Source organism: Methanocellales archaeon (assembly GCA_028715985.1).
GTDB lineage: Archaea > Halobacteriota > UBA148 > UBA148 > UBA148 > UBA148.
This window is the reverse complement of sequence record JAQUQR010000002.1, coordinates 1-18,083: the sequence shown is the minus strand read 5'-3', so window position 1 is coordinate 18,083 and position 18,083 is coordinate 1. Positions and strand designations below refer to the sequence as shown.

20 protein-coding genes are annotated in these 18,083 nt (G+C 43.8%); 12 read left to right on the top strand and 8 right to left on the bottom strand.

Going from position 1 to position 18,083, the window contains the following annotated elements; translation table 11 throughout:
- Positions 1–48: 48 nt before the first annotated feature.
- On the top strand, positions 49–1,629 hold the full coding sequence (locus PHI74_02555) for a tetratricopeptide repeat protein (protein MDD5484897.1): 1,581 nt from the start codon (positions 49–51) through the stop codon (positions 1,627–1,629).
- Between the two features lie 121 nt (positions 1,630–1,750).
- On the opposite strand, the gene PHI74_02550 is transcribed toward PHI74_02555, so the two are convergent.
- Positions 1,751–2,560 carry a 4Fe-4S binding protein gene (locus PHI74_02550; protein ID MDD5484896.1) on the bottom strand — a complete coding sequence of 270 codons (810 nt, stop codon included), beginning with the start codon at positions 2,558–2,560 and terminating at the stop codon, positions 1,751–1,753.
- A 239-nt stretch (positions 2,561–2,799) separates the two neighbouring features.
- On the opposite strand from PHI74_02550, the gene PHI74_02545 reads away from it, so the two are divergent.
- Both PHI74_02545 and PHI74_02540 read left to right on the top strand, forming a co-directional pair.
- Positions 2,800–3,639 (top strand): arsenite methyltransferase, encoded by an 840-nt coding sequence (locus tag PHI74_02545; protein MDD5484895.1) that lies wholly within the window; start codon positions 2,800–2,802, stop codon positions 3,637–3,639.
- A 164-nt stretch (positions 3,640–3,803) separates the two neighbouring features.
- Positions 3,804–4,445, top strand: coding sequence for a metallophosphoesterase family protein (locus PHI74_02540; protein MDD5484894.1), 642 nt, complete (start codon positions 3,804–3,806; stop codon positions 4,443–4,445).
- On the opposite strand, the gene cyaB is transcribed toward PHI74_02540, so the two are convergent.
- On the bottom strand, positions 4,429–4,956 hold the full coding sequence (gene cyaB / locus PHI74_02535) for a class IV adenylate cyclase (protein ID MDD5484893.1): 528 nt from the start codon (positions 4,954–4,956) through the stop codon (positions 4,429–4,431). The genes PHI74_02540 and cyaB overlap by 17 nt on opposite strands.
- Before the next feature lie 460 nt (positions 4,957–5,416).
- On the opposite strand from cyaB, the gene PHI74_02530 reads away from it, so the two are divergent.
- Complete coding sequence (locus PHI74_02530) at positions 5,417–6,139, top strand: peptidylprolyl isomerase (GenBank protein ID MDD5484892.1); 723 nt, start codon at positions 5,417–5,419, stop codon at positions 6,137–6,139.
- An 11-nt stretch (positions 6,140–6,150) separates the two neighbouring features.
- On the opposite strand, the gene PHI74_02525 is transcribed toward PHI74_02530, so the two are convergent.
- From PHI74_02525 to PHI74_02510, 4 genes are read right to left on the bottom strand one after another with little or no spacing between them, the layout of a single operon-like run.
- The gene (locus tag PHI74_02525) at positions 6,151–6,567 is read right to left on the bottom strand and encodes a hypothetical protein (protein MDD5484891.1); all 417 of its coding nucleotides are present in this window, start codon (positions 6,565–6,567) and stop codon (positions 6,151–6,153) included.
- Positions 6,564–6,911, bottom strand: coding sequence for a hypothetical protein (locus PHI74_02520; protein ID MDD5484890.1), 348 nt, complete (start codon positions 6,909–6,911; stop codon positions 6,564–6,566). The genes PHI74_02525 and PHI74_02520 overlap by 4 nt, the downstream gene beginning before the upstream one ends.
- Before the next feature lie 37 nt (positions 6,912–6,948).
- On the bottom strand, positions 6,949–7,392 hold the full coding sequence (locus PHI74_02515; protein ID MDD5484889.1) for a UPF0179 family protein: 444 nt from the start codon (positions 7,390–7,392) through the stop codon (positions 6,949–6,951).
- Complete coding sequence (locus PHI74_02510; GenBank protein MDD5484888.1) at positions 7,389–8,456, bottom strand: NAD(P)-dependent glycerol-1-phosphate dehydrogenase; 1,068 nt, start codon at positions 8,454–8,456, stop codon at positions 7,389–7,391. The genes PHI74_02515 and PHI74_02510 overlap by 4 nt, the downstream gene beginning before the upstream one ends.
- 11 nt (positions 8,457–8,467) lie before the next feature.
- Here PHI74_02510 and PHI74_02505 point away from each other — a divergent pair, with 11 nt between their 5' ends.
- The 4 genes from PHI74_02505 to PHI74_02490 all read left to right on the top strand — a co-directional run bounded on the left by PHI74_02505 (position 8,468) and on the right by PHI74_02490 (position 11,640).
- Positions 8,468–9,301 carry a DUF63 family protein gene (locus PHI74_02505; protein MDD5484887.1) on the top strand — a complete coding sequence of 278 codons (834 nt, stop codon included), beginning with the start codon at positions 8,468–8,470 and terminating at the stop codon, positions 9,299–9,301.
- Positions 9,302–9,348: 47 nt separating this feature from the next.
- Positions 9,349–9,948: a stage II sporulation protein M gene (locus PHI74_02500; protein MDD5484886.1), complete on the top strand. Its 600-nt coding sequence runs from the start codon at positions 9,349–9,351 to the stop codon at positions 9,946–9,948.
- The gene (gene proS, locus PHI74_02495) at positions 9,945–11,348 is read left to right on the top strand and encodes a proline--tRNA ligase (GenBank protein MDD5484885.1); all 1,404 of its coding nucleotides are present in this window, start codon (positions 9,945–9,947) and stop codon (positions 11,346–11,348) included. Before PHI74_02500 ends, proS begins: the two co-directional genes overlap by 4 nt.
- 91 nt (positions 11,349–11,439) lie before the next feature.
- Complete coding sequence (locus PHI74_02490) at positions 11,440–11,640, top strand: CRISPR-associated endonuclease Cas1 (protein ID MDD5484884.1); 201 nt, start codon at positions 11,440–11,442, stop codon at positions 11,638–11,640.
- A 118-nt stretch (positions 11,641–11,758) separates the two neighbouring features.
- On the opposite strand, the gene PHI74_02485 is transcribed toward PHI74_02490, so the two are convergent.
- Positions 11,759–12,508 carry a methyltransferase domain-containing protein gene (locus PHI74_02485; protein MDD5484883.1) on the bottom strand — a complete coding sequence of 250 codons (750 nt, stop codon included), beginning with the start codon at positions 12,506–12,508 and terminating at the stop codon, positions 11,759–11,761.
- Between the two features lie 306 nt (positions 12,509–12,814).
- Here PHI74_02485 and PHI74_02480 point away from each other — a divergent pair, with 306 nt between their 5' ends.
- Positions 12,815–15,271: a heavy metal translocating P-type ATPase gene (locus PHI74_02480; GenBank protein ID MDD5484882.1), complete on the top strand. Its 2,457-nt coding sequence runs from the start codon at positions 12,815–12,817 to the stop codon at positions 15,269–15,271.
- The gene (locus tag PHI74_02475) at positions 15,268–15,396 is read left to right on the top strand and encodes a hypothetical protein (GenBank protein ID MDD5484881.1); all 129 of its coding nucleotides are present in this window, start codon (positions 15,268–15,270) and stop codon (positions 15,394–15,396) included. The genes PHI74_02480 and PHI74_02475 overlap by 4 nt, the downstream gene beginning before the upstream one ends.
- Positions 15,397–15,467: 71 nt before the next feature.
- On the opposite strand, the gene PHI74_02470 is transcribed toward PHI74_02475, so the two are convergent.
- On the bottom strand, positions 15,468–15,716 hold the full coding sequence (locus PHI74_02470) for a hypothetical protein (protein MDD5484880.1): 249 nt from the start codon (positions 15,714–15,716) through the stop codon (positions 15,468–15,470).
- Between the two features lie 16 nt (positions 15,717–15,732).
- Here PHI74_02470 and PHI74_02465 point away from each other — a divergent pair, with 16 nt between their 5' ends.
- Together PHI74_02465 and PHI74_02460 are read left to right on the top strand one after the other, a co-directional pair.
- Positions 15,733–17,232: an Ig-like domain-containing protein gene (locus PHI74_02465; protein MDD5484879.1), complete on the top strand. Its 1,500-nt coding sequence runs from the start codon at positions 15,733–15,735 to the stop codon at positions 17,230–17,232.
- 194 nt (positions 17,233–17,426) lie between these two features.
- Positions 17,427–17,570 carry a YHS domain-containing protein gene (locus tag PHI74_02460; protein ID MDD5484878.1) on the top strand — a complete coding sequence of 48 codons (144 nt, stop codon included), beginning with the start codon at positions 17,427–17,429 and terminating at the stop codon, positions 17,568–17,570.
- Positions 17,571–18,083 lie beyond the last annotated feature (513 nt).

The following is an 18,083-nucleotide window of genomic DNA, read 5'->3' as shown; positions in this document are numbered from 1 at the left end:
ATTATCATATATTCTGACCAGAAACATGTCAAATACATTAATAATATTGTGAACCCTCTACGAGAGCTTTTAGTTCAAAAAGGATTTAAACCAAAATTATTATCTGATGAAGCTCTACCCGATGAGCATCTAGGGGAAAGATTTGAAAAACTGGTGGATGAATGTGTATTAGGTATTGTAATCTTAGATGGTCATAGACCCAATGTTATATTTGAATACGGCTTTCTGAGAGGTAAAAACAGGCATATTATACCGATTCAAGGTAGGAATGCTTGTGTGGCTATAAAGAGTTTCTATAGTATAGGGAACGGTACTGATCAAGAGGTTAAATCTGCCACAGGTATGACCCAAGATCGATTTAACCAACTTAAAAATCCGCCTATTTGTTATTTCGATCATCTTTCAAATCGCAAGGGTATAAAGGCAATAGAGGTTGATCAAAACGCTCCGCTGGATTCTCCTGATCATCCTAAAAATAAGGTAGGAAAGGAATTAGATAAAATAATGCCTGAATTAACCAAGGAGTATCATGACTCAAGTTTGAACTCTATTCGTAAGGCTGTGCCCCTTTACTCAGATAGATTTGACGAATTATCCCTAAAAGTATCAGGATATTACAGCGATAGGGAGAAGCTTGGTGTCGGGAAATTAGAGAAGGCTATCGAAGAAACTATTGAAAAAATAAAAAATTTAGAGAGGGATTCAGGCACCCATATTTCTTCTCAAATATATGGCACTATCTCATCTCTTTATAGTTTTTTGGCTGAGAAAGCAGAATGGAAAGATACCCCTAAAATCATTGACAATTACAATAGGGCCCTTGGAATATGTGAGAGAATATTAGAATTTGAGCCTGATCCCGTTCAGATAAGTGAAATACAGATAAAAAGGGGGAGCATCTATTGGGCGCTTTCCAAATACCAAGACAGAAAGGAGAACTGCAAGAAGGCAATCAAAGCCTACGATGAAGCCCTTAAAGTCTACACCCTTGAACGCTTCCCGATTCAATACGCAACGACCCAGAACAATCTCGGGGCTGCGTACGACACGCTTGCCGAGGTAGAGTCAAAGGCAGAGAACTGCAAGAAGGCAATCAAAGCCTACGATGAAGCCCTTAAAGTTTGCACTCTTGAACGCTTCCCGATGGATTATGCAATGACCCAAAACAATCTGGGGGTTGCATATCACACGCTTGCCGAGGTAGAGTCAAAGGCAGAGAACTGCAAGAAGGCAATCAAAGCCTGCGAGGAAGCCCTTAAAGTCTACACTCTTGAACGCTTTCCGATTCAATACGCAATGACCCAAAACAATCTGGGGGTTGCATATCACACGCTTGCCGAGGTAGAGTCAAAGGCAGAGAACTGCAAAAAGGCAATCAAAGCCTGCGAGGAAGCCCTTAAAGTCAGAACTCTTGAACGCTTCCCGATGGATTATGCGATGACCCAGAACAACCTCGGGATTGCATACAGAACGCTTGCCGAGGTGGAGTCAAAGGCAGAGAACTGCAAGAAGGCAATCAAAGCCTACGGGGAAGCCCTTAAAGTGTTTACCGAGGAAGATTTTCCAGAAATTTATCCAGTGGTCGAACGCAATCTTAGAAACTTAATTAATTTCTGTGAAGGTAAATAAATATTGAAATCACCGAACTGGACTACCATCGTGGCTTAACCTTTGGGCAGCCTGATATAGTTTATACTGCTCAATCTTTCACCCATGGATGGATTTTCTATCCACTCAAACCTTTTACACCCTAAACTTCTTCGCCGCTGATTTTGATAACCCTCTTAGCTATCGGAATGCTTTTGTCTGCGTCCTTCACTGCTTTTTCAACAGCAGCGTATAATCCGTTACAGCACGGGACCTCCATCACGGCAACCGTTGCACTTTTTATCTTGTTGTTCCTGAATATCTCGGTCAATTTTTCTTGGTAGGCTTCAATATCATCGAGTTTGGGGCATCCAACCACCAACGATTTTCCGTTCAATAGCTTTGAATGAAAGTTTGCATTGGCAAAAGGGACGCAGTCCGCGGCAACTAATAAATGGGAGTTTTCAAAGAACGGGGCTTGGGTTGGTACTAAGCGTAGCTGAACAGGCCATTGCCTCAGAGCAGAGGTTTGTTCTGCCTTTTTTGATACATCTGCCTTTATCTCTCTCGGTGCCGCTCCTGGACATATATGCGGCGTATCTTTAACTTTGTTTATCTCTCTGATGGGTACTTCAATTCCCTTTTCCTTTAAAACCTCGAGAGCTTCATTAAGATATTTAGTTTCACCGTGATCTTTTAGGTGCTTTAGGTGTGCAATAATCGTGTTCTTACCAGCCTTTACGATATTTTCCATAACTCTCTTTTCATCATAGGGCTTTGCTTCTCTTTCTTCTGTGGTGATGGCACCCTGTGGACAAGTCCCGATGCATGCACCGAGACCGTCGCAGAATAGATCACTAACTAAACGAGCTTTACCATCTATTATCTGTAATGCACCCTCCGGGCAATTAGGAATACACAGGCCGCATCCATTGCACTTTTTTTCGTCAATCTTGATTATTTTTCTTTTCATTCTTGTGTCCTTAGCCTGCTGTAACTATATAAAGGAAATACCTATATAATTCGATTATGGTCTCTCAAACTGTACTGTGATGGATACTGTAAAATATACAAAATTATATGGTTCATCAGGAAGACATATAGTGTAGACATCATTGCTACTTTGAGGATCGTATAAATAAAATAACGATGAACATAAATAGAAGAGCCACTTAAAATAAAAAAGAATAAAACCATAGCGCAGGTGTAGATATGGTCAAAATTAGAAAAGAAGAAATAAAGAAAGTCGTAAGAGACGGCTATGCCAATATTGCGAAGCAGAATAGTTCATGTTGTACTCCTGCGAATTCGTGCTGTTGTAACGCTGATTTAGCCCACGATATGAGCAATAGGATAGGATATACCGATGAAGAACTTAAAGCGGTTCCCGAAAATTCAAATTTGGGCCTTGGTTGCGGGAATCCCGTTGCTATTGCTTCTTTACAAGAAGGCGAAACCGTTCTTGATCTTGGCTCAGGTGCAGGGTTCGACTGTTTTCTTGCTGCCAACAAAGTTGGTACAAACGGAAGAGTTATTGGCGTGGACATGACTCCAGAGATGGTCGAAAAGGCAAGAGAGAACGCTAGGAAAGATAACTATGAAAATGTGGAGTTCAGGCTTGGGGAGATTGAAAATCTGCCTGTTGCTGATAACTCTGTCGATGTGGTCATCTCCAACTGCGTGATCAACCTCTCGCCTGATAAAGAACGGGTCTTCAGGGAAGCTTTCAGGGTGCTAAAGCCAGATGGAAGGCTGATGATATCGGACATGGTTTTGTTAAAGGAGCTTCCAGATTTTATAAAGAACTCAGTCGAGGCGTATATCGGCTGTCTTTCTGGAGCAGTGATGAGGGATGACTATATAGAAGACATAAAAAGGGCAGGATTTCAAGACATCAGGATAATTGATGAAAAATCGTCCCCTCTCGATTACATATTTAATGACGCGAATTCAATCATCGAGATGGGAATACCGCCTGAAAAAATGAAGGAAGTTTCAAGTTCGGTTATAAGCATAAAGGTTTCTGGGATCAAGCCGAATGCAAAATATTGAAAAATGGATTCCTACATCACTTTCATTAAAATTCATTTCAGCTAAGCTTGGAAAGTTACAGCGATACTTTTGATAAAAACATCAGAATGCAAAGTAGAAAATCCTCCTCTATGTAACGTTTAACCTTCAAAAGATATATCTTAGCCAAGGAGAAATGGGATGACATGAGACTACTGGCCGTAGCAGACATACATGGAAACCTCTCGAGGATCGAGTCAATTTTGAGTAGGGCAGGAGAAGTGGATGCAATCCTCGTAGCAGGAGACATAACCAATTTCGGTCCTGACGAAAAAGCCAAGGAGATTTTAGATACTTTAGTTGCAGGCTGTAAAAATGTGATGGCAGTTCCAGGAAATTGTGATCCCCTAAGTGTGCAGAATGTCATACAAAATTCCAGCGTGAAGAACCTCCACGATTCCACCCTCACACTAAACGATATAACGTTTATCGGACTGGGGGGATCGAATCCAACCCCTTTTGGAACGCCTTTCGAACTCTCTGAAAAGGAGATGAAGGAAATACTATCAAGGCTTATGGCAAAAACGAGTGGTCGAACCGTTTTATTGTCTCATGCACCTCCAAGAAATACTCTGGATGTCACAGCGCACGGAAATGTCGGCAGCAAGGCAATAAGGGATATACTGAATCGTTTGGATTTAGTCATATGTGGGCATATACATGAGAAGCGTGGTACTCAAAAGGTCGGAAACACATTGGTCGTGAATCCCGGGCCTGCTGCGAAAGGATTTGCAGCCCTTATCACCATCAACAAAGAGATTAAGGCAGAACTCATCGATCTAGGATGAGTTCTAAATATGACTCGCGTATTGTATCCTCTTTTTTCAGTCCCAATCGATCCAATAGCCCAAAAATGCGATCCTGTGCAGACCGATAGTCACCCTCTTTTGGCACCGAAGCCTCTATTTCCATGAAGGTTCCCAGGCCGAATACATTATCGATCATGATCATAAAGTCATTCAATCTATATGTCTCTCTGTGCTTGGTGATCCTTGCAACTTCATCGAAGCCAAGGGCCTTGAGGATCGCACTGGTTTGGTCTGCGTCTGCAATCGACACCACTATCTCTTCGCGGGTCTTGCTCATTTTGTCCAACTTCGGACCTTTGTATGTCAGGGATGCATCTTTACTAAAACGTATGCGTAGTGCCTCGTCAGTCTCGGCTAAATTGCGATGGGGCGCATTGTAATATATATCCATCTGTTTTTCCGCTCCGATTGGATGTGCCCCTAACTCCTTTAGTTTGCGCCTCGCAACTTCCTTATCTTTCAATGGCAACTTGATTTCGACTTCTATCATGTATGTATGTAAGTGAAGATGAGATTTTAAGTATTTCAATCAAGCTGTTATCTGACGTTAACTTTTTAGTTTCTTTCAAAATCCCTGCACCATTGTCAGGAAATGAACATTATTTTAACCAAAATGCCTCCCTATGTGCTACCTCTACCCAAGCAAATCTCTAAAAATAGCCCCTTTTGTTGGAAGGTTAAAGTGCATATATGGCATAGTATTGAGACGAACGACGTGATAATCGAGTTGAAAGGGTTTGAGGCAGGGTTAAATACAAGGGCATTGCGCTCTATCGATAAAGGAAATTAAAACAAATCTTTCCGTGGTTTGATATTAATTGCTTCAAAGTTTCAATGAATGCGCTGTTATGTCTGGCTATGTTATGTGCAATGTGCCGAATGTCTCAAAGTGGTCTAACCTTCGCTGACAGATATCTTAAAATATTAAGCCGTTTCTTTATGCGAATATTATGCCGATCAAGAATGGAAACTTCATCAAAATAACGTATACGGGGCGATTGGAGAACGGAGAGATCTTTGATACTACTGATGAAAAGGTTGCAAAAGAATTTGGCATCTTCAATGAAAATGCTAAATATGGGGCTAATATGATCGTGGTTGGTTCAGGGCATGTCCTAAAGGGGCTGGATGAAGATGTAGTTGGGAAGGAGGTCGGATACAAGGGCAGTGTTCAAATCTCCCCGGAGAAGGGATTTGGTGAGAGGGACCCTGCTTTGGTTGAAACTGCCATGGTATCTAAGTTTGAGGAGAGGCCCTATCCGGGAATGCGGGTTAGCATCAATGGTAGAGTGGGTACTGTGGAGACTGTGATCGGTCGTAGAGCTAGAGTTGACTTCAATCATCCCTTGGCTGGGGAGACTTTGACATACGAATATAGCATAGATGAGAAATTGAAGGGTACAAAGGCCAAGATGGAAGGATTGATACATTTGTATGCAAATGCCGATCTCGATGTTGAAATTGAGGGTGATGTAGCAACGGTGATAGTGCCATATGCTTTATCATTTGATCAACGTTGGTTAGTGTCAAAACAAAGAATCGCTAATGAGATGTTCTCTAATACCAGTTTACAAGAAGTCAGATATCTGGAAAAGCACGTTGCTCCAAAAGTTGAGAAGAAGGCTAAAAAGAATATTGAGGGTGGAAAGGACAGCACAGAAGAAGGACAATAAATTATTTAGCATCATCCGTTAAAGTCCAACCATGCTGCTTTCAACATCTTGTATTTTCCTTGCGAGTTCTCTTTCCAACTCATTGGCATCTTTGTAGTTGACACGTGTGAACGCTGATAGGTCTGACTTTTTTGTTTATCCCTGCTTAAGATCACGGGTTTGCCATAACGCCAAGCAAGACCTAGCCCCGCATTCGTATTTTCCTCAGAGATATCTGTTATACAAGATGATCTAATTGGCTCGCAAATGGTTGTGCAGTACATCCCAGTTGATTCACCCATTTTAATATGTTTTGATATTACTGGCTCTAATCCCGCACTTTTAACTGATTTACCAATCACATCTTCAATTTCTCTTGATTCGTAGTCATAGATGATGAAGCACTGATCTTTTGGCTCGAAAATACGGTCACATTTACCACCAATCAATGCACAATAGACCCAAACACCTCTTTTAAGAGGGTTTTTAGGAGTTCATTTTCTTTTTTGTAATCAACTATGCTCTGCTCTTCAACCAAGGCCCGAAGATGGGCATGAATATCTTCTAAGAGGTCTAAGGTCGCACTATAATGATAATATAGACCGCTGATACTCAACATTTGTGCGGGTAATGCTGGTGAATATCCAGTTTCTTCAATGACATCATTCACGATATTTTCCAGTATACGAGTTTGTGTTGATCCGATGGGGTACTTTATTTCGCCTCCCTCTAAATGGCTCTCCACACGCTCAATGAATCTTTCAACCCGTTGGAGAAGGGATAGTAAACTCATTTTTGCTCCTATTATTTTATATCATCCATTTGATTAACTATTCCCTTTTCAGCTCTACCAATCTAAGTGCGAGTCCATTAGCGCAATTCTCCGGTGGCTCACCCAGTACGCTATGGATCGTGCATTTATCTCCAGGGCGAAGCCAGAGTGGGTGGCAAAGATCATAGATACTGCAGGTATTCTTGTCACATCTTGGTGGATTAAAAGATATTTTTGAGCCTTCAAGCGCTTTCCTTGACTCTATGGTTACTATCGTAGGGGTCTCCGTCACCTCTACGACATAAACGCCCCCATCATGTAGTGGACATTCATGGTGTGTGTCTCTCGTACTTACTACTTGGTATCGCCTTCCGATATCCAAATTCATACAAGTGTTTTTGAGCCTGCACCCCTCACATTCACTGGTCGGGCCATTGAAGACGAATTCAATCCCAACTTTTGCCAATCGCGTTCCAATAAGTGTTACTTTTATAATATTCATGTTATAACTCCTGTAGTTCTTGCAAGTTTCTCGGCCATCTCCCTAGTCAAGCCAGTCCCGAGGATCGTGTATCTAGCTGGTCGAATCTCATGGGCATGAACCAGTGCTTCGATGATGTATGCGTCATCGATGCCCAATTCTTCTGAATTAGTCGGCGCACCTATGTTCTTCAGTGAATCTCGCATGGATTGCCAATCACCCTTGTGAAGGTACATCATCATGATCGTGCCCACACCACATTGTTCACCATGCAGAGCAGGTTTAGGTGCGATTCTGTCCAATGTATGACTGAACTTATGCTCTGAGCCTGACGCGGGTCTGCTGCTTCCTGCAATACTCATCGCCACACCTGAGGATATTAGAGCCTTGACCACAATTCGGACCGAAGCCTCCAGTCCGGGTTTGATGGAGTTAGATGCATCCACTATGATCTTTGCAGTCATCTGAGACAGAGCAGCTGCGTATTCACTGTATTTAGTGTCATGTAGCTTATTTGCCAATTGCCAGTCCTTGACTGCAGTATAATTTGAGATGATATCTCCGCAGCCTGATGCTAATAACCTATATGGGGCAGATGCGATTATCTTCGTGTCAGCGATAATGCCTAGTGGTGTTTGTGCTTGTACTGAAACAGTCTGAGCATTGTGGGTTAAAGACGCTCTGGATGATGCTATGCCATCATGAGAAGCTGCGGTTGGCACACTTAGAAAAGGGATGCCTAATTGTGTGGATGCAAGCTTAGCGACATCTATGGATTTGCCTCCACCAACGCCAACCAGAAAAGTCGCCCTGATCTCGCCTGCACGCTGCTTAACATGCTCCAACTCAGACGTGGATGCAGATGAAACGATGATTGCATCCGCTTCATAATTCTCCTCAGATAGTGTTTTCACCACTCTTTCACCAGCTATCTGTTTGGTGATTTTGCCTGTCACCACAAGGGCACAACCATCAAGTTTGAGCTCCTTACAGACCTTGCCAACATCCTTTATCGCATCAGGCCCTACCAATATATCTCTTGGCAATTGCATCCGTTTGGAAGCATTTAAGTCCTTTTCGTTCAAAGAAATACCTCATGGCTGTTTCATCTTTCCAGAATTTCATCACCGAATATTACATTGACCCAATCACACATGGTGCCAGCTATAATCCCGTGAACACATTGACTTGGGGGATTCTATTAGGCATTGCAATCTTTGGGGTATTAAAGTTACTGGAAAAATTGCGAATAGAGATCGATGAGCGGTTTATAATGATGACTTTGCCCTATATGCTGGTTGGCAGCACTCTCAGGGTGATGGAGGATGCAGACATGTTTGCACCTCCGATGAAATATCTGTTCATCACCCCCCTGATCTTTTTTTTAATTGCAGCCGTTTGCCTTGCCATATTGCTAACACTGACCGAATTGCACAAAAAGGGAAAAATTGGTGACAGGGGCATGTCTTTTCTATATGTTGGAGCCGGGTGGGAGATTTTGAGTCTATTCATCCTCTTATCAACTCAGGAGATCACCAGATTATGGGTTCTGCTTGCTGTCTTGGGCATTGCAACGCCTATGGCAATGGCTGTATACTTGATAGCAAGACGATTTGATATGGCGTGGATGAAAGAAATAAATGCTGTCATCCTTTGGGCACATCTGTTCGAAGCCACATCCACGTTTATTGGAGTAGATTTCCTTGGATATGGGGAAAAGCATGTGCTGAGTACTTTTATGATAGACTGGAGTGGAACAGGGGCGGTGATGTATCCCCTGAAGCTCATAACCATCCTCTCAATTCTATACATAATCGATCATCATCTCTCAGAAGAGCCTAAGACCGGCAATCTGGCAAAGCTGGCTATCTTGATGCTTGGACTTGCTCCAGGATTGAGAAATACGCTAAGGATGATGTTGGGCATATGAATTGGATGAGTAAGTAAATAGACATGGACAAATGTGTGGTAAACTATATGAATAGAATTAACACAAAAGAGGCAATCGCATACCTCAGTTACCTAAAAGGCTATATTCTCTTCGTGTCATTGATTTTCGTCCTATCGATTCTTATGGGATACTGGTACTTTAGCTTGGATATGGCGTTTGCAACTCAGACTTCTGCAGACATCAGTGAAATGTTCGCCATCCTCGAAAGCCTACATCCATTGATTATAATGGTCATCATTTTTTTAAACAACTCGATCAAATGTCTTATCGTCCTGCTACTTGGCATTGGGTTTGGATTAGTTCCCTTGGTATTTTTGACCTATAACGGGTTCTTGATCGGCGTGGTTGTCCTCATGACTGAGAGGATAGAAGGCACTCTCTATGTATTGGCTGCCATTGTTCCCCACGGCATCATTGAGTTGCCCATGGTCCTCCTCAGCGCAGCAATAGGTATCAGGCTCGGCCATGATTTGTGGAGCGCCCTAATGGGCAAGAAGGCGGACATTAAGAAAGATTTTAAGAAAGGCATGCTATTCTATATGCATTGGATTCTGCCTTTGTTATTCCTTGCGGCAGCAGTCGAAACGTTCTTAACTCCCTTGATCGTGATTATGGTGATAGGATGACGGGTGAAAAGCTTCCGAGAAAAGAGAAATTTAGCGAGTGGTATAATGAAATCCTTCAAAGGGCAGAGATTGTAGATGTCAGGTATCCCACAAAAGGGCTCTGCGTGTGGTACCCATTTGGATTTGCGCTTCGGCAAAGAACATACTCAATTCTGAGATCGCTGTTAGATGTGGATCATAAGGAGGTGATGTTCCCCCTCCTCATACCCGAGAATGAGTTTATGAAGGAGGCTGAGCACATCAAGGGATTTGAGGATGAGGTGTACTGGGTCACAAAAGGCGGCTCTAAATCTCTTGAGATGCCACTGGCGCTGCGCCCTACTTCTGAGACCGCAATCTATCCCATTCTACGGCTGTGGATACGCTCCCATGTGGATCTGCCGCTCAAGATATACCAGATAGTGAACACATTCCGCTGTGAGACTAAACACACCAGACCGTTAATACGCGTCAGGGAGATCACGTCTTTCAAGGAAGCTCACACCGCCCATTCAACCTGGGAGGAGGCAGAGGCACAGGTCAAGGATGCGTTGAAACTATATGGTGATTTTTTCCGCAGATTGGCCGTTCCCCATGCGATCACAAAACGCCCGGATTGGGACAAGTTTCCCGGGTCGGATTATTCGATGGCAGTGGACACTTTGATGCCAGACGGAAAAGCGCTCCAGATTGGTACCGTCCACCATCTGGGCACAAATTTTTCTAAAACGTTTGACGTCAGATATGAGGACCCGGTGGGTGAGCAGCGATACGTGAACCAAACATGCTACGGCATCTCTGAGAGGTGTATTGCAGCCATGATAGCTGTCCACGGCGATGATAGGGGGCTGGTGTTACCGCCAGAGATAGCACCCACCCAGATCGTCATAATACCGATCATTGCTGGGGGAAAGGATGTATTGGGTGCCTGTAAGCACGTTCTAGACATGTTGAAAGTCAGGGCAGTCTTGGATGATTCTCAGGAGAGGCCCGGTGCCAAATACTATAAGTGGGAGATGAAGGGCGTGCCCCTGCGCGCAGAAATAGGTCCCCGCGAAATGGAGAGGGGCGAGGTAATGCTTGTGCGTCGAGACACGTTTGAGAGGGAGGCAGTACCTCTATCAAAACTTAGCAAGGCCGTAGAGGATAAATTGGGCGCCATACATGCCAACCTGTATGAAAAAGCCAGACAGGCACTTGACTCAAGGATCGCTGACTGCAAGACGCTGGATGAGGCAAAAGTTGCAATCCGCAAAGGTATGGCCAAGGTCAGCTGGTGCGGCGAAGAGGGATGTGGCTTGAGGATGGGAGAGATCACCGATGGAGAAGTACTTGGTGAATTGGCAGAGCTCGAAAGAGGCAAATGTCTAATTTGCGGCAAAAAAACGGACAAAGTAGTGTTGGTGGCAAGGTCGTATTAGGTTATAACTTTTTACAATTTCCCTTAACTCTCGGAAAATAGCCCTTTTTGGTGAAAGGTCGGAAAGCGCATATATAATTGGGGTGATCGAAGTGGTAATAGAATTGAAAGGACATGGGGAATATCTGGGGGTTAAACACAAGGGCTTTGCGTTGTATCGAGAAAGGAAATTAAAACAAGTGATTCCTTTTCACAGTTTAGAGGGCGTTTTAATTGCACCCAACAACACGGTTTCAACGAATGCTTTGGTGTATCTGGCTATGTATAACGTGCCAACAATCCTAATATCCTAAAGCGGAAGAATAGTAACCACAAAACAAGCCCGGCTATGGCAGCAAGGATAATTAATATCAGCCACCAGTTGATCCACCATGAATTAAGTATCTTACCGCAGACAGGCAATCCTACCTATCACACCGAATGAGATTTCATGGGAGTGAGGCAGTACATCGCCCAACCCATATATTGGTGCTGGAACTGTAAATAATCATCCTGGTCAATACGAAAATGATTGAATACTTGTTCATAGTCAGGGTGGTTAGGATTTTCCTCAAGCCAATGTATCAGTCCATACCAGCCATCCGAAATGTATCTGTCCCAGTCGTCGTAGCTTGCACGGATGATGTATTCGAGTTCAAAGCCTTCGTCCCGGGTAAATTGAGCAAGTTCCGCTTCTGTGTGGGTATTTACCTGTTTTTGGGCATATTCCGGATGTACCTGATTGCTAAGCCAATGAGTTTCGCCGATACCGAGGCGTCCACTCTGATGGACAGCCCTCTTCATTGCTTGGATCGTCTGCTGATAACCGCCAAAAACAAACGTTGATCCAATACATGTTGCTGCATCGAAAGCCCCCTCTTTAAATACATAGTCAAGCGCAGGGGAGCAAACGATTTCGATTCGGTCCGACAACCCTCTCACGGCTAGCTTTTTCCTGGCCCGGTCGCAGAAATCTTCGGATATATCTATGCCAATACCATTGATACCAAATTCCTCAGCCCATAGAGTGAGTGGCTCGGCACAACCACAACCGAAGTCGATAACCCGGCTTCCTTTTTTCAATCTGAGTAGGTTGCCAAGTTTAATGATCTTTTCAGACGTGGAAGGGTTTAGTATCTCCATATAGCGGTGTGAAATACTCATAAGGTCAAAAAATTCCATAATTCAAGCCTCCTTCAGGAAATATTAACTTCATTAATAAAGATGTTGTGATCTACTTTGGAAACCAATTTCGGATGTATTTTATAATATTCGGCATATTTTTAATGTAAGTTTCTTACTTTACATTCAAAGATGTAACACAGCGAAACTCAAAGTGAATTAATCGATTTTGGAATTAAAAATCTAAAAGCAATGCATCAGCACTAATTTAAAAATTAAACTTTAAAAAAGAATTCTTTAAAAAAAGTTAAATATCTTTTCAAAGATGATCATATTGGATATAAAATTGAAGGGATAACTGAAAGTATGTCAGAGAATAACAGAAAAAAAGCGGAAATCAAGATTTCTGGAATGACCTGCGCAACCTGCGCTACAACTATCGAAAAATCCCTGCTGGATCAGGAAGGAGTTGCAGGTGCAAAGGTGAATCTCGGGACTGAGACCGCCACCGTGGAGTATGCGCCAACAAAAGTAAATCTCGCAGGTCTTGAAAGGGCGATAACAGATGCAGGCTACGGCGTGATCCATGAAAAAGCCACGCTGAAGATCGGGGGAATGACCTGTGCGGTGTGCGTAAAAACCATTGAAACCGCCCTCAAAAAACTGGATGGTATCTTTGATGCTACGGTTAATCTCGGCGCTGAGAGAGCGTACGTTACCTACAACCCACGAATAACCACGATCGCAGATATGAAGAAAGCCATTGAAGATGTAGGTTATCAGTATCTCGGACTTGAGGGAGAAGGGGCAGAAGATTTGGAAAAACTCTCAAGGGAGCGAGATTTGCGAGAGAAGCGCAATAGACTCCTCATTGGTTTTGCCGTTGCTATTCCGCTCATGATTCTTATGTATGCTCCCATCAGCCTTCCTTTTTCAATGGCGTATTTCATGTTGGTAGTTTCAACTCCTGCTTTCATCTATGTAAGCTCTCCCATATTCCGAGCTGCATACAGATCACTTAAAAATAGAAATCTCAACATGGACGTCATGTATTCGATGGGGATAGGCGTAGCCTTTGTCGCAAGCCTTCTAGGTACTTTTGAGCTGGTATTGACCATGGATTTTCTGTTTTATGAAACTGCGCTTATGCTGGCCTCTTTTCTCACCATGGGGCGATATTTGGAGGCGAGAGCAAAAGGAAAAACCTCGGAATCGATAAAAAAATTGATGGGCTTGCAGCCAAAAACCGCCACCGTCCTTCGTGATAATCGTGAGATTGAAATACAGATCGCTGACGTTCAGATAGGCGATAAAATCATTGTGAAGCCAGGAGAGAGAATCCCGGTAGATGGGGAAGTCGTTGAGGGCGAGAGCTACGTGGATGAATCAATGATTACAGGAGAGCCTCTTCCTACTTTGAAGCAAAAAGGGGATAAGGTCGTTGGAGGCACGATTAACAAAAATAGCGTGATAACATTCAGCGCGACGAAAATAGGGCGTGACACCGTGCTCTCTCAAATTATAAAGCTTGTGGAAGAGGCGCAGGGCTCACGACCGCCCGTTCAGCGAATTGCAGACAAAGTGGTTAGCTATTTCATCCCAACGGTGCTGGCCATCGCAATTCTTGCCTTTACGGTCTGGTATGTTGTTCTCGGCAATACTCTGCTTTTTGCCCTTACCTCCCTGATCTCTGTGCTTGTCATCGCATGTCCCTGCGCTCTTGGGCTTGCGACGCCTACAGCGGTAACGGTGGGCGTAGGTCGTGGTGCAGAGCTCGGTGTGCTCATTAAGAGCGGTGAAGCGCTTGAAATGTCTGAGAAGTTGACTTCTATCGTTTTTGACAAAACGGGAACGCTTACAAAAGGCGAGCCGGAGGTTACCGACATAATCGGTTTCGAAATTGACGAAATGGCGTTGCTCAGGTTGGCAGCGAGCGTGGAGAAGAATTCGCAGCACCCCCTCGCAGAGGCGATAGTGAGACGGGCTGAGGAAGAAGGAATCGTGACCGAGGAGATCAAGGGCTTTGACACCTTTGGGGGAAAAGGTGTAACGGCAAATGCCGGGGGGAAAGAGCTGCTTATAGGTAACAGGGCACTTTTTGAAGAGAAAAATATCTCATATTCTGAGCATATTGAAGAAACGATATTTCGGCTCGAAAAAGAGGGGAAGACTGCCATGCTCATCGCCAGTGATGACGAAATGATTGGCATTATCGCTGTTGCCGATACCCTGAAAGAAACTACCAAGGAATCAATAAAAGCGTTGAAAGACATGGGGCTGAACGTCATCATGATCACTGGTGACAATGCACGAACTGCCCATACTATCGCAGATCAAATCGGTATAGATAAGGTATTGGCAGAGGTTTTGCCGCAGGATAAAGCGGAAGAAGTTAAGAGGCTGCAAAACGAGGGTGAAATAGTCGCGTTTGTAGGCGATGGAATTAATGATGCACCTGCATTGGCACAGGCTGATGTAGGCATCGCAATAGGCAGTGGTACGGATGTGGCAATCGAGAGTGGGGAGATCGTGCTTATAAAGGACGACCTTATGGATTCAGTTGCGGCGGTGCAATTGAGTAAAAAGGTGATGTCGAGGATTAAGCAAAATCTGTTCTGGGCTTTTGCTTATAACACTGCTCTCCTTCCCATGGCTGCGGGAATACTATATCCTTTTTTTGGGATCACTTTTAAACCCGAACTTGCAGGGCTGGCAATGGCGATGAGCTCTGTGACGGTAGTGACGCTTTCGTTGATGTTGAAAAAGTACACGCCGCCTGCAAAGAGAATAAGAAAAGAAAGCGAAGGTGATGCGAAAAAATGAGAAGCAAAATGGGAGAAGTGCTGAAAATGAGAAAAGCATTTGGTTCCAAGTTAACATCATCACCTGATGTGGTAACTTCTTTATTTGAAGAGACTTCACCTGAAGTTGAAATGCGACTGCAATAAGGGGAATTACATGAGAGAAGGTATTGACAATGGCAAAGGGCAAGGAGTTGTTTTACGCCATAGGGCGGGGTTTAACTGAGATGGCGTGATATGACCAAAAATAGAGGATTAATAGTGGTATTGTCTGGGTTGTTGATCGCTGTGGTATTAGTAGCAGGATGCGTTGAGGAGTTACCGAATAATGAAACGGTAATGCCAAGTCCGACATCATCCCCAACGCTGAGTCCAACGCCCTCCTCTACACCAAGCATAACACCAAGCCCAACTACATCACCATCGGAAGGGGTACCATCTCCTCCCCGGTGGATAAATTTATCCATCTCCAACGCACCCGCTTTGAATCAGACAGCAGAATTGACGTGTGAGATGCTTATCGAGTCCACAAACACCACGACTGAAATCGAATTACCAGAAGGATTCGAGTTGGTCAGCGGAAATCTCACATGGAAAGATGGAGGAGGCAGCGTTACGGTGAAAGCTGTTAAAACTGGTAATTGGACCGTCACAGCAGCCGCTGAGCATTATGTGGTTACCGAAAATGGCACACTTTGTCATGATTGGGGCAGCGTAGATCGTGTTTACATAGCTGTGCGTGAAGATACTGCTTGGATAAGCGAAACTCCGTTTATAGAGATACCTCCACTGCCACCTGGACCAGTTATTGTAGAGCCTCGGGTGAATATCACTCCAGAACTAACACCAGTGAAAACTCCTTCTGGAACTATCATTACACCTAAACCAGTGACACCACCACCTGTGCCATCTACTGGAATGGAAGTAAATTTGTCTATTTCAAATGCACCAGCATTAAATGAGACAGCTGAATTAATCTGCACAATAACATCGATTTCTGATGCATATAATACTACAGCTCGAATCGAATTGCCAAAAGGGCTGGTTTTAGCGAGTGGCAACCTTTCTTGGAACGGAGACATTATTGTGCCAGAAGAGGAGAAACTTAAACATCCACGCCCGAATAGATCTGATCCAGAATATGATCGTTTGTGTGAAGAATATGAATATCCAAAAGGTAGAGTAGAATTCAGTGCTGTAGTAAAATCTGTTGAAATTGGAAATTGGACAATTGCCGCAACCGCTGGGTATGATGTATTCACTGAAGAATGTATACGATACGGACGACTAGGGGATTCGGATTATGTTTATGTCGCTGTACGGGAAAATACCGCTTGGATAAGTGAAACATTATTCACAACCGAAGGCCCAGCTCCAGCACGTCAATTGAATGTTACTCCACCATTACCACCTGTAGAACCCCCCTCAGAGAATATCACTACGCCTGAACCAGCGAAACCGCCAACACCACCCACATCATCGATGCCTTATAGTCCACAACCCAAACCTGAAACGATAATAGTATATCCCGGCGGTCCGGACTTCACCGTTCCTCTTAACCTCACGTATCCCCATAACCAGTCTCTTAAACCGATCATCTATTACTATCGGTACGGCAGTGGCACTCTTCTTCCTTATCCGGCTCTCGTTGGGGATTTATCCCCCACCGGGAGCGATATACCGGTTGATACGTCCATTTCAGTACAATTTGAACGATGGATACGACCTGAAGTGGTGAAACTGGAAATCGAGCCTTATACGGAAATGAGCCATGCCGAGAGAGAACCGGCGGGTATCGGCGGCGAAAAGTTCACCTTTTATCCAGCCGAACCATTGCAATCCGAAACGACCTATACTGTCAACGTCACGTTTGGTTTCAATAGGACTGAGCCTCTTCAGTGTGGTGAGGAGTATTGTGCACCGTATGAAACCATCACATGGATTTTCACTGTCGAGTCAACAATAAAAAGAGGGGAGATTTAAATGATATGTAAGCGTACAACAATATTTACGATTTCGGTACTTCTTCTTATTTGCCTGAGCATGATAGGGTTAGTTAAAGCTCAGAGTAATCCGTCGTTCGAGAGAGCAAAAATCAAGAAAGGAGCCCAATTAAGCTAGCAGTCGAATCTCCAAAATTCTTGCTTCAAAAAAAGAAAGAAAGGAGGTGAACGAAAATGGCAATAGACCCTGTATGTAAAATGACCGTAGACGAGAAGACGGCGAAGTTTAAGAGCGAATATAAAGGCAAAACCTATTATTTCTGTGCGCCGGGATGCAAAAAGGCGTTTGAGGAGAACCCCGAAGATTACATGGGATAGAAGAAGTTACTTTAGAACTTTCGTTTGGTAACTTCAATCAGACAGTCTCTTCTATGGGAATAATGTCTCTCAACTAATGCATTTTCAACAGGACTTTTAGATATTACAGGCATGAAGTTCAGAACCAAACTCCGGAAGCCTGGAAAAATGGGCTTTTCGACGACAATTTCCCACATAGTCCACTTGAATTTAGATTCAGAGTACGGAAGTATAATGTGATCTGGGGGTTCAATGAGACGATTGGTAAGTGGACGGTGGGTTGGTTGAGGTGAGGGCATTCGCCCGAAGACCAAGGTCTTATAAAAAAAGTCTTATAAGAGATAGCACATACTACTTCAATAAAAAGGAAAAATGAGGCTAAAAAGGTAATGAAGAATAAGATTACAGCCACGCTTTTAGTGGCGCTAATGGTCCTATCGATGTTCGCCGCGTTTGTGACGCCGGCTGGGGCAGCAGTGACTACCAATCCGGCTAATATAGCCTACGTTGGAGAGGATGTAACCATTTCTGTAA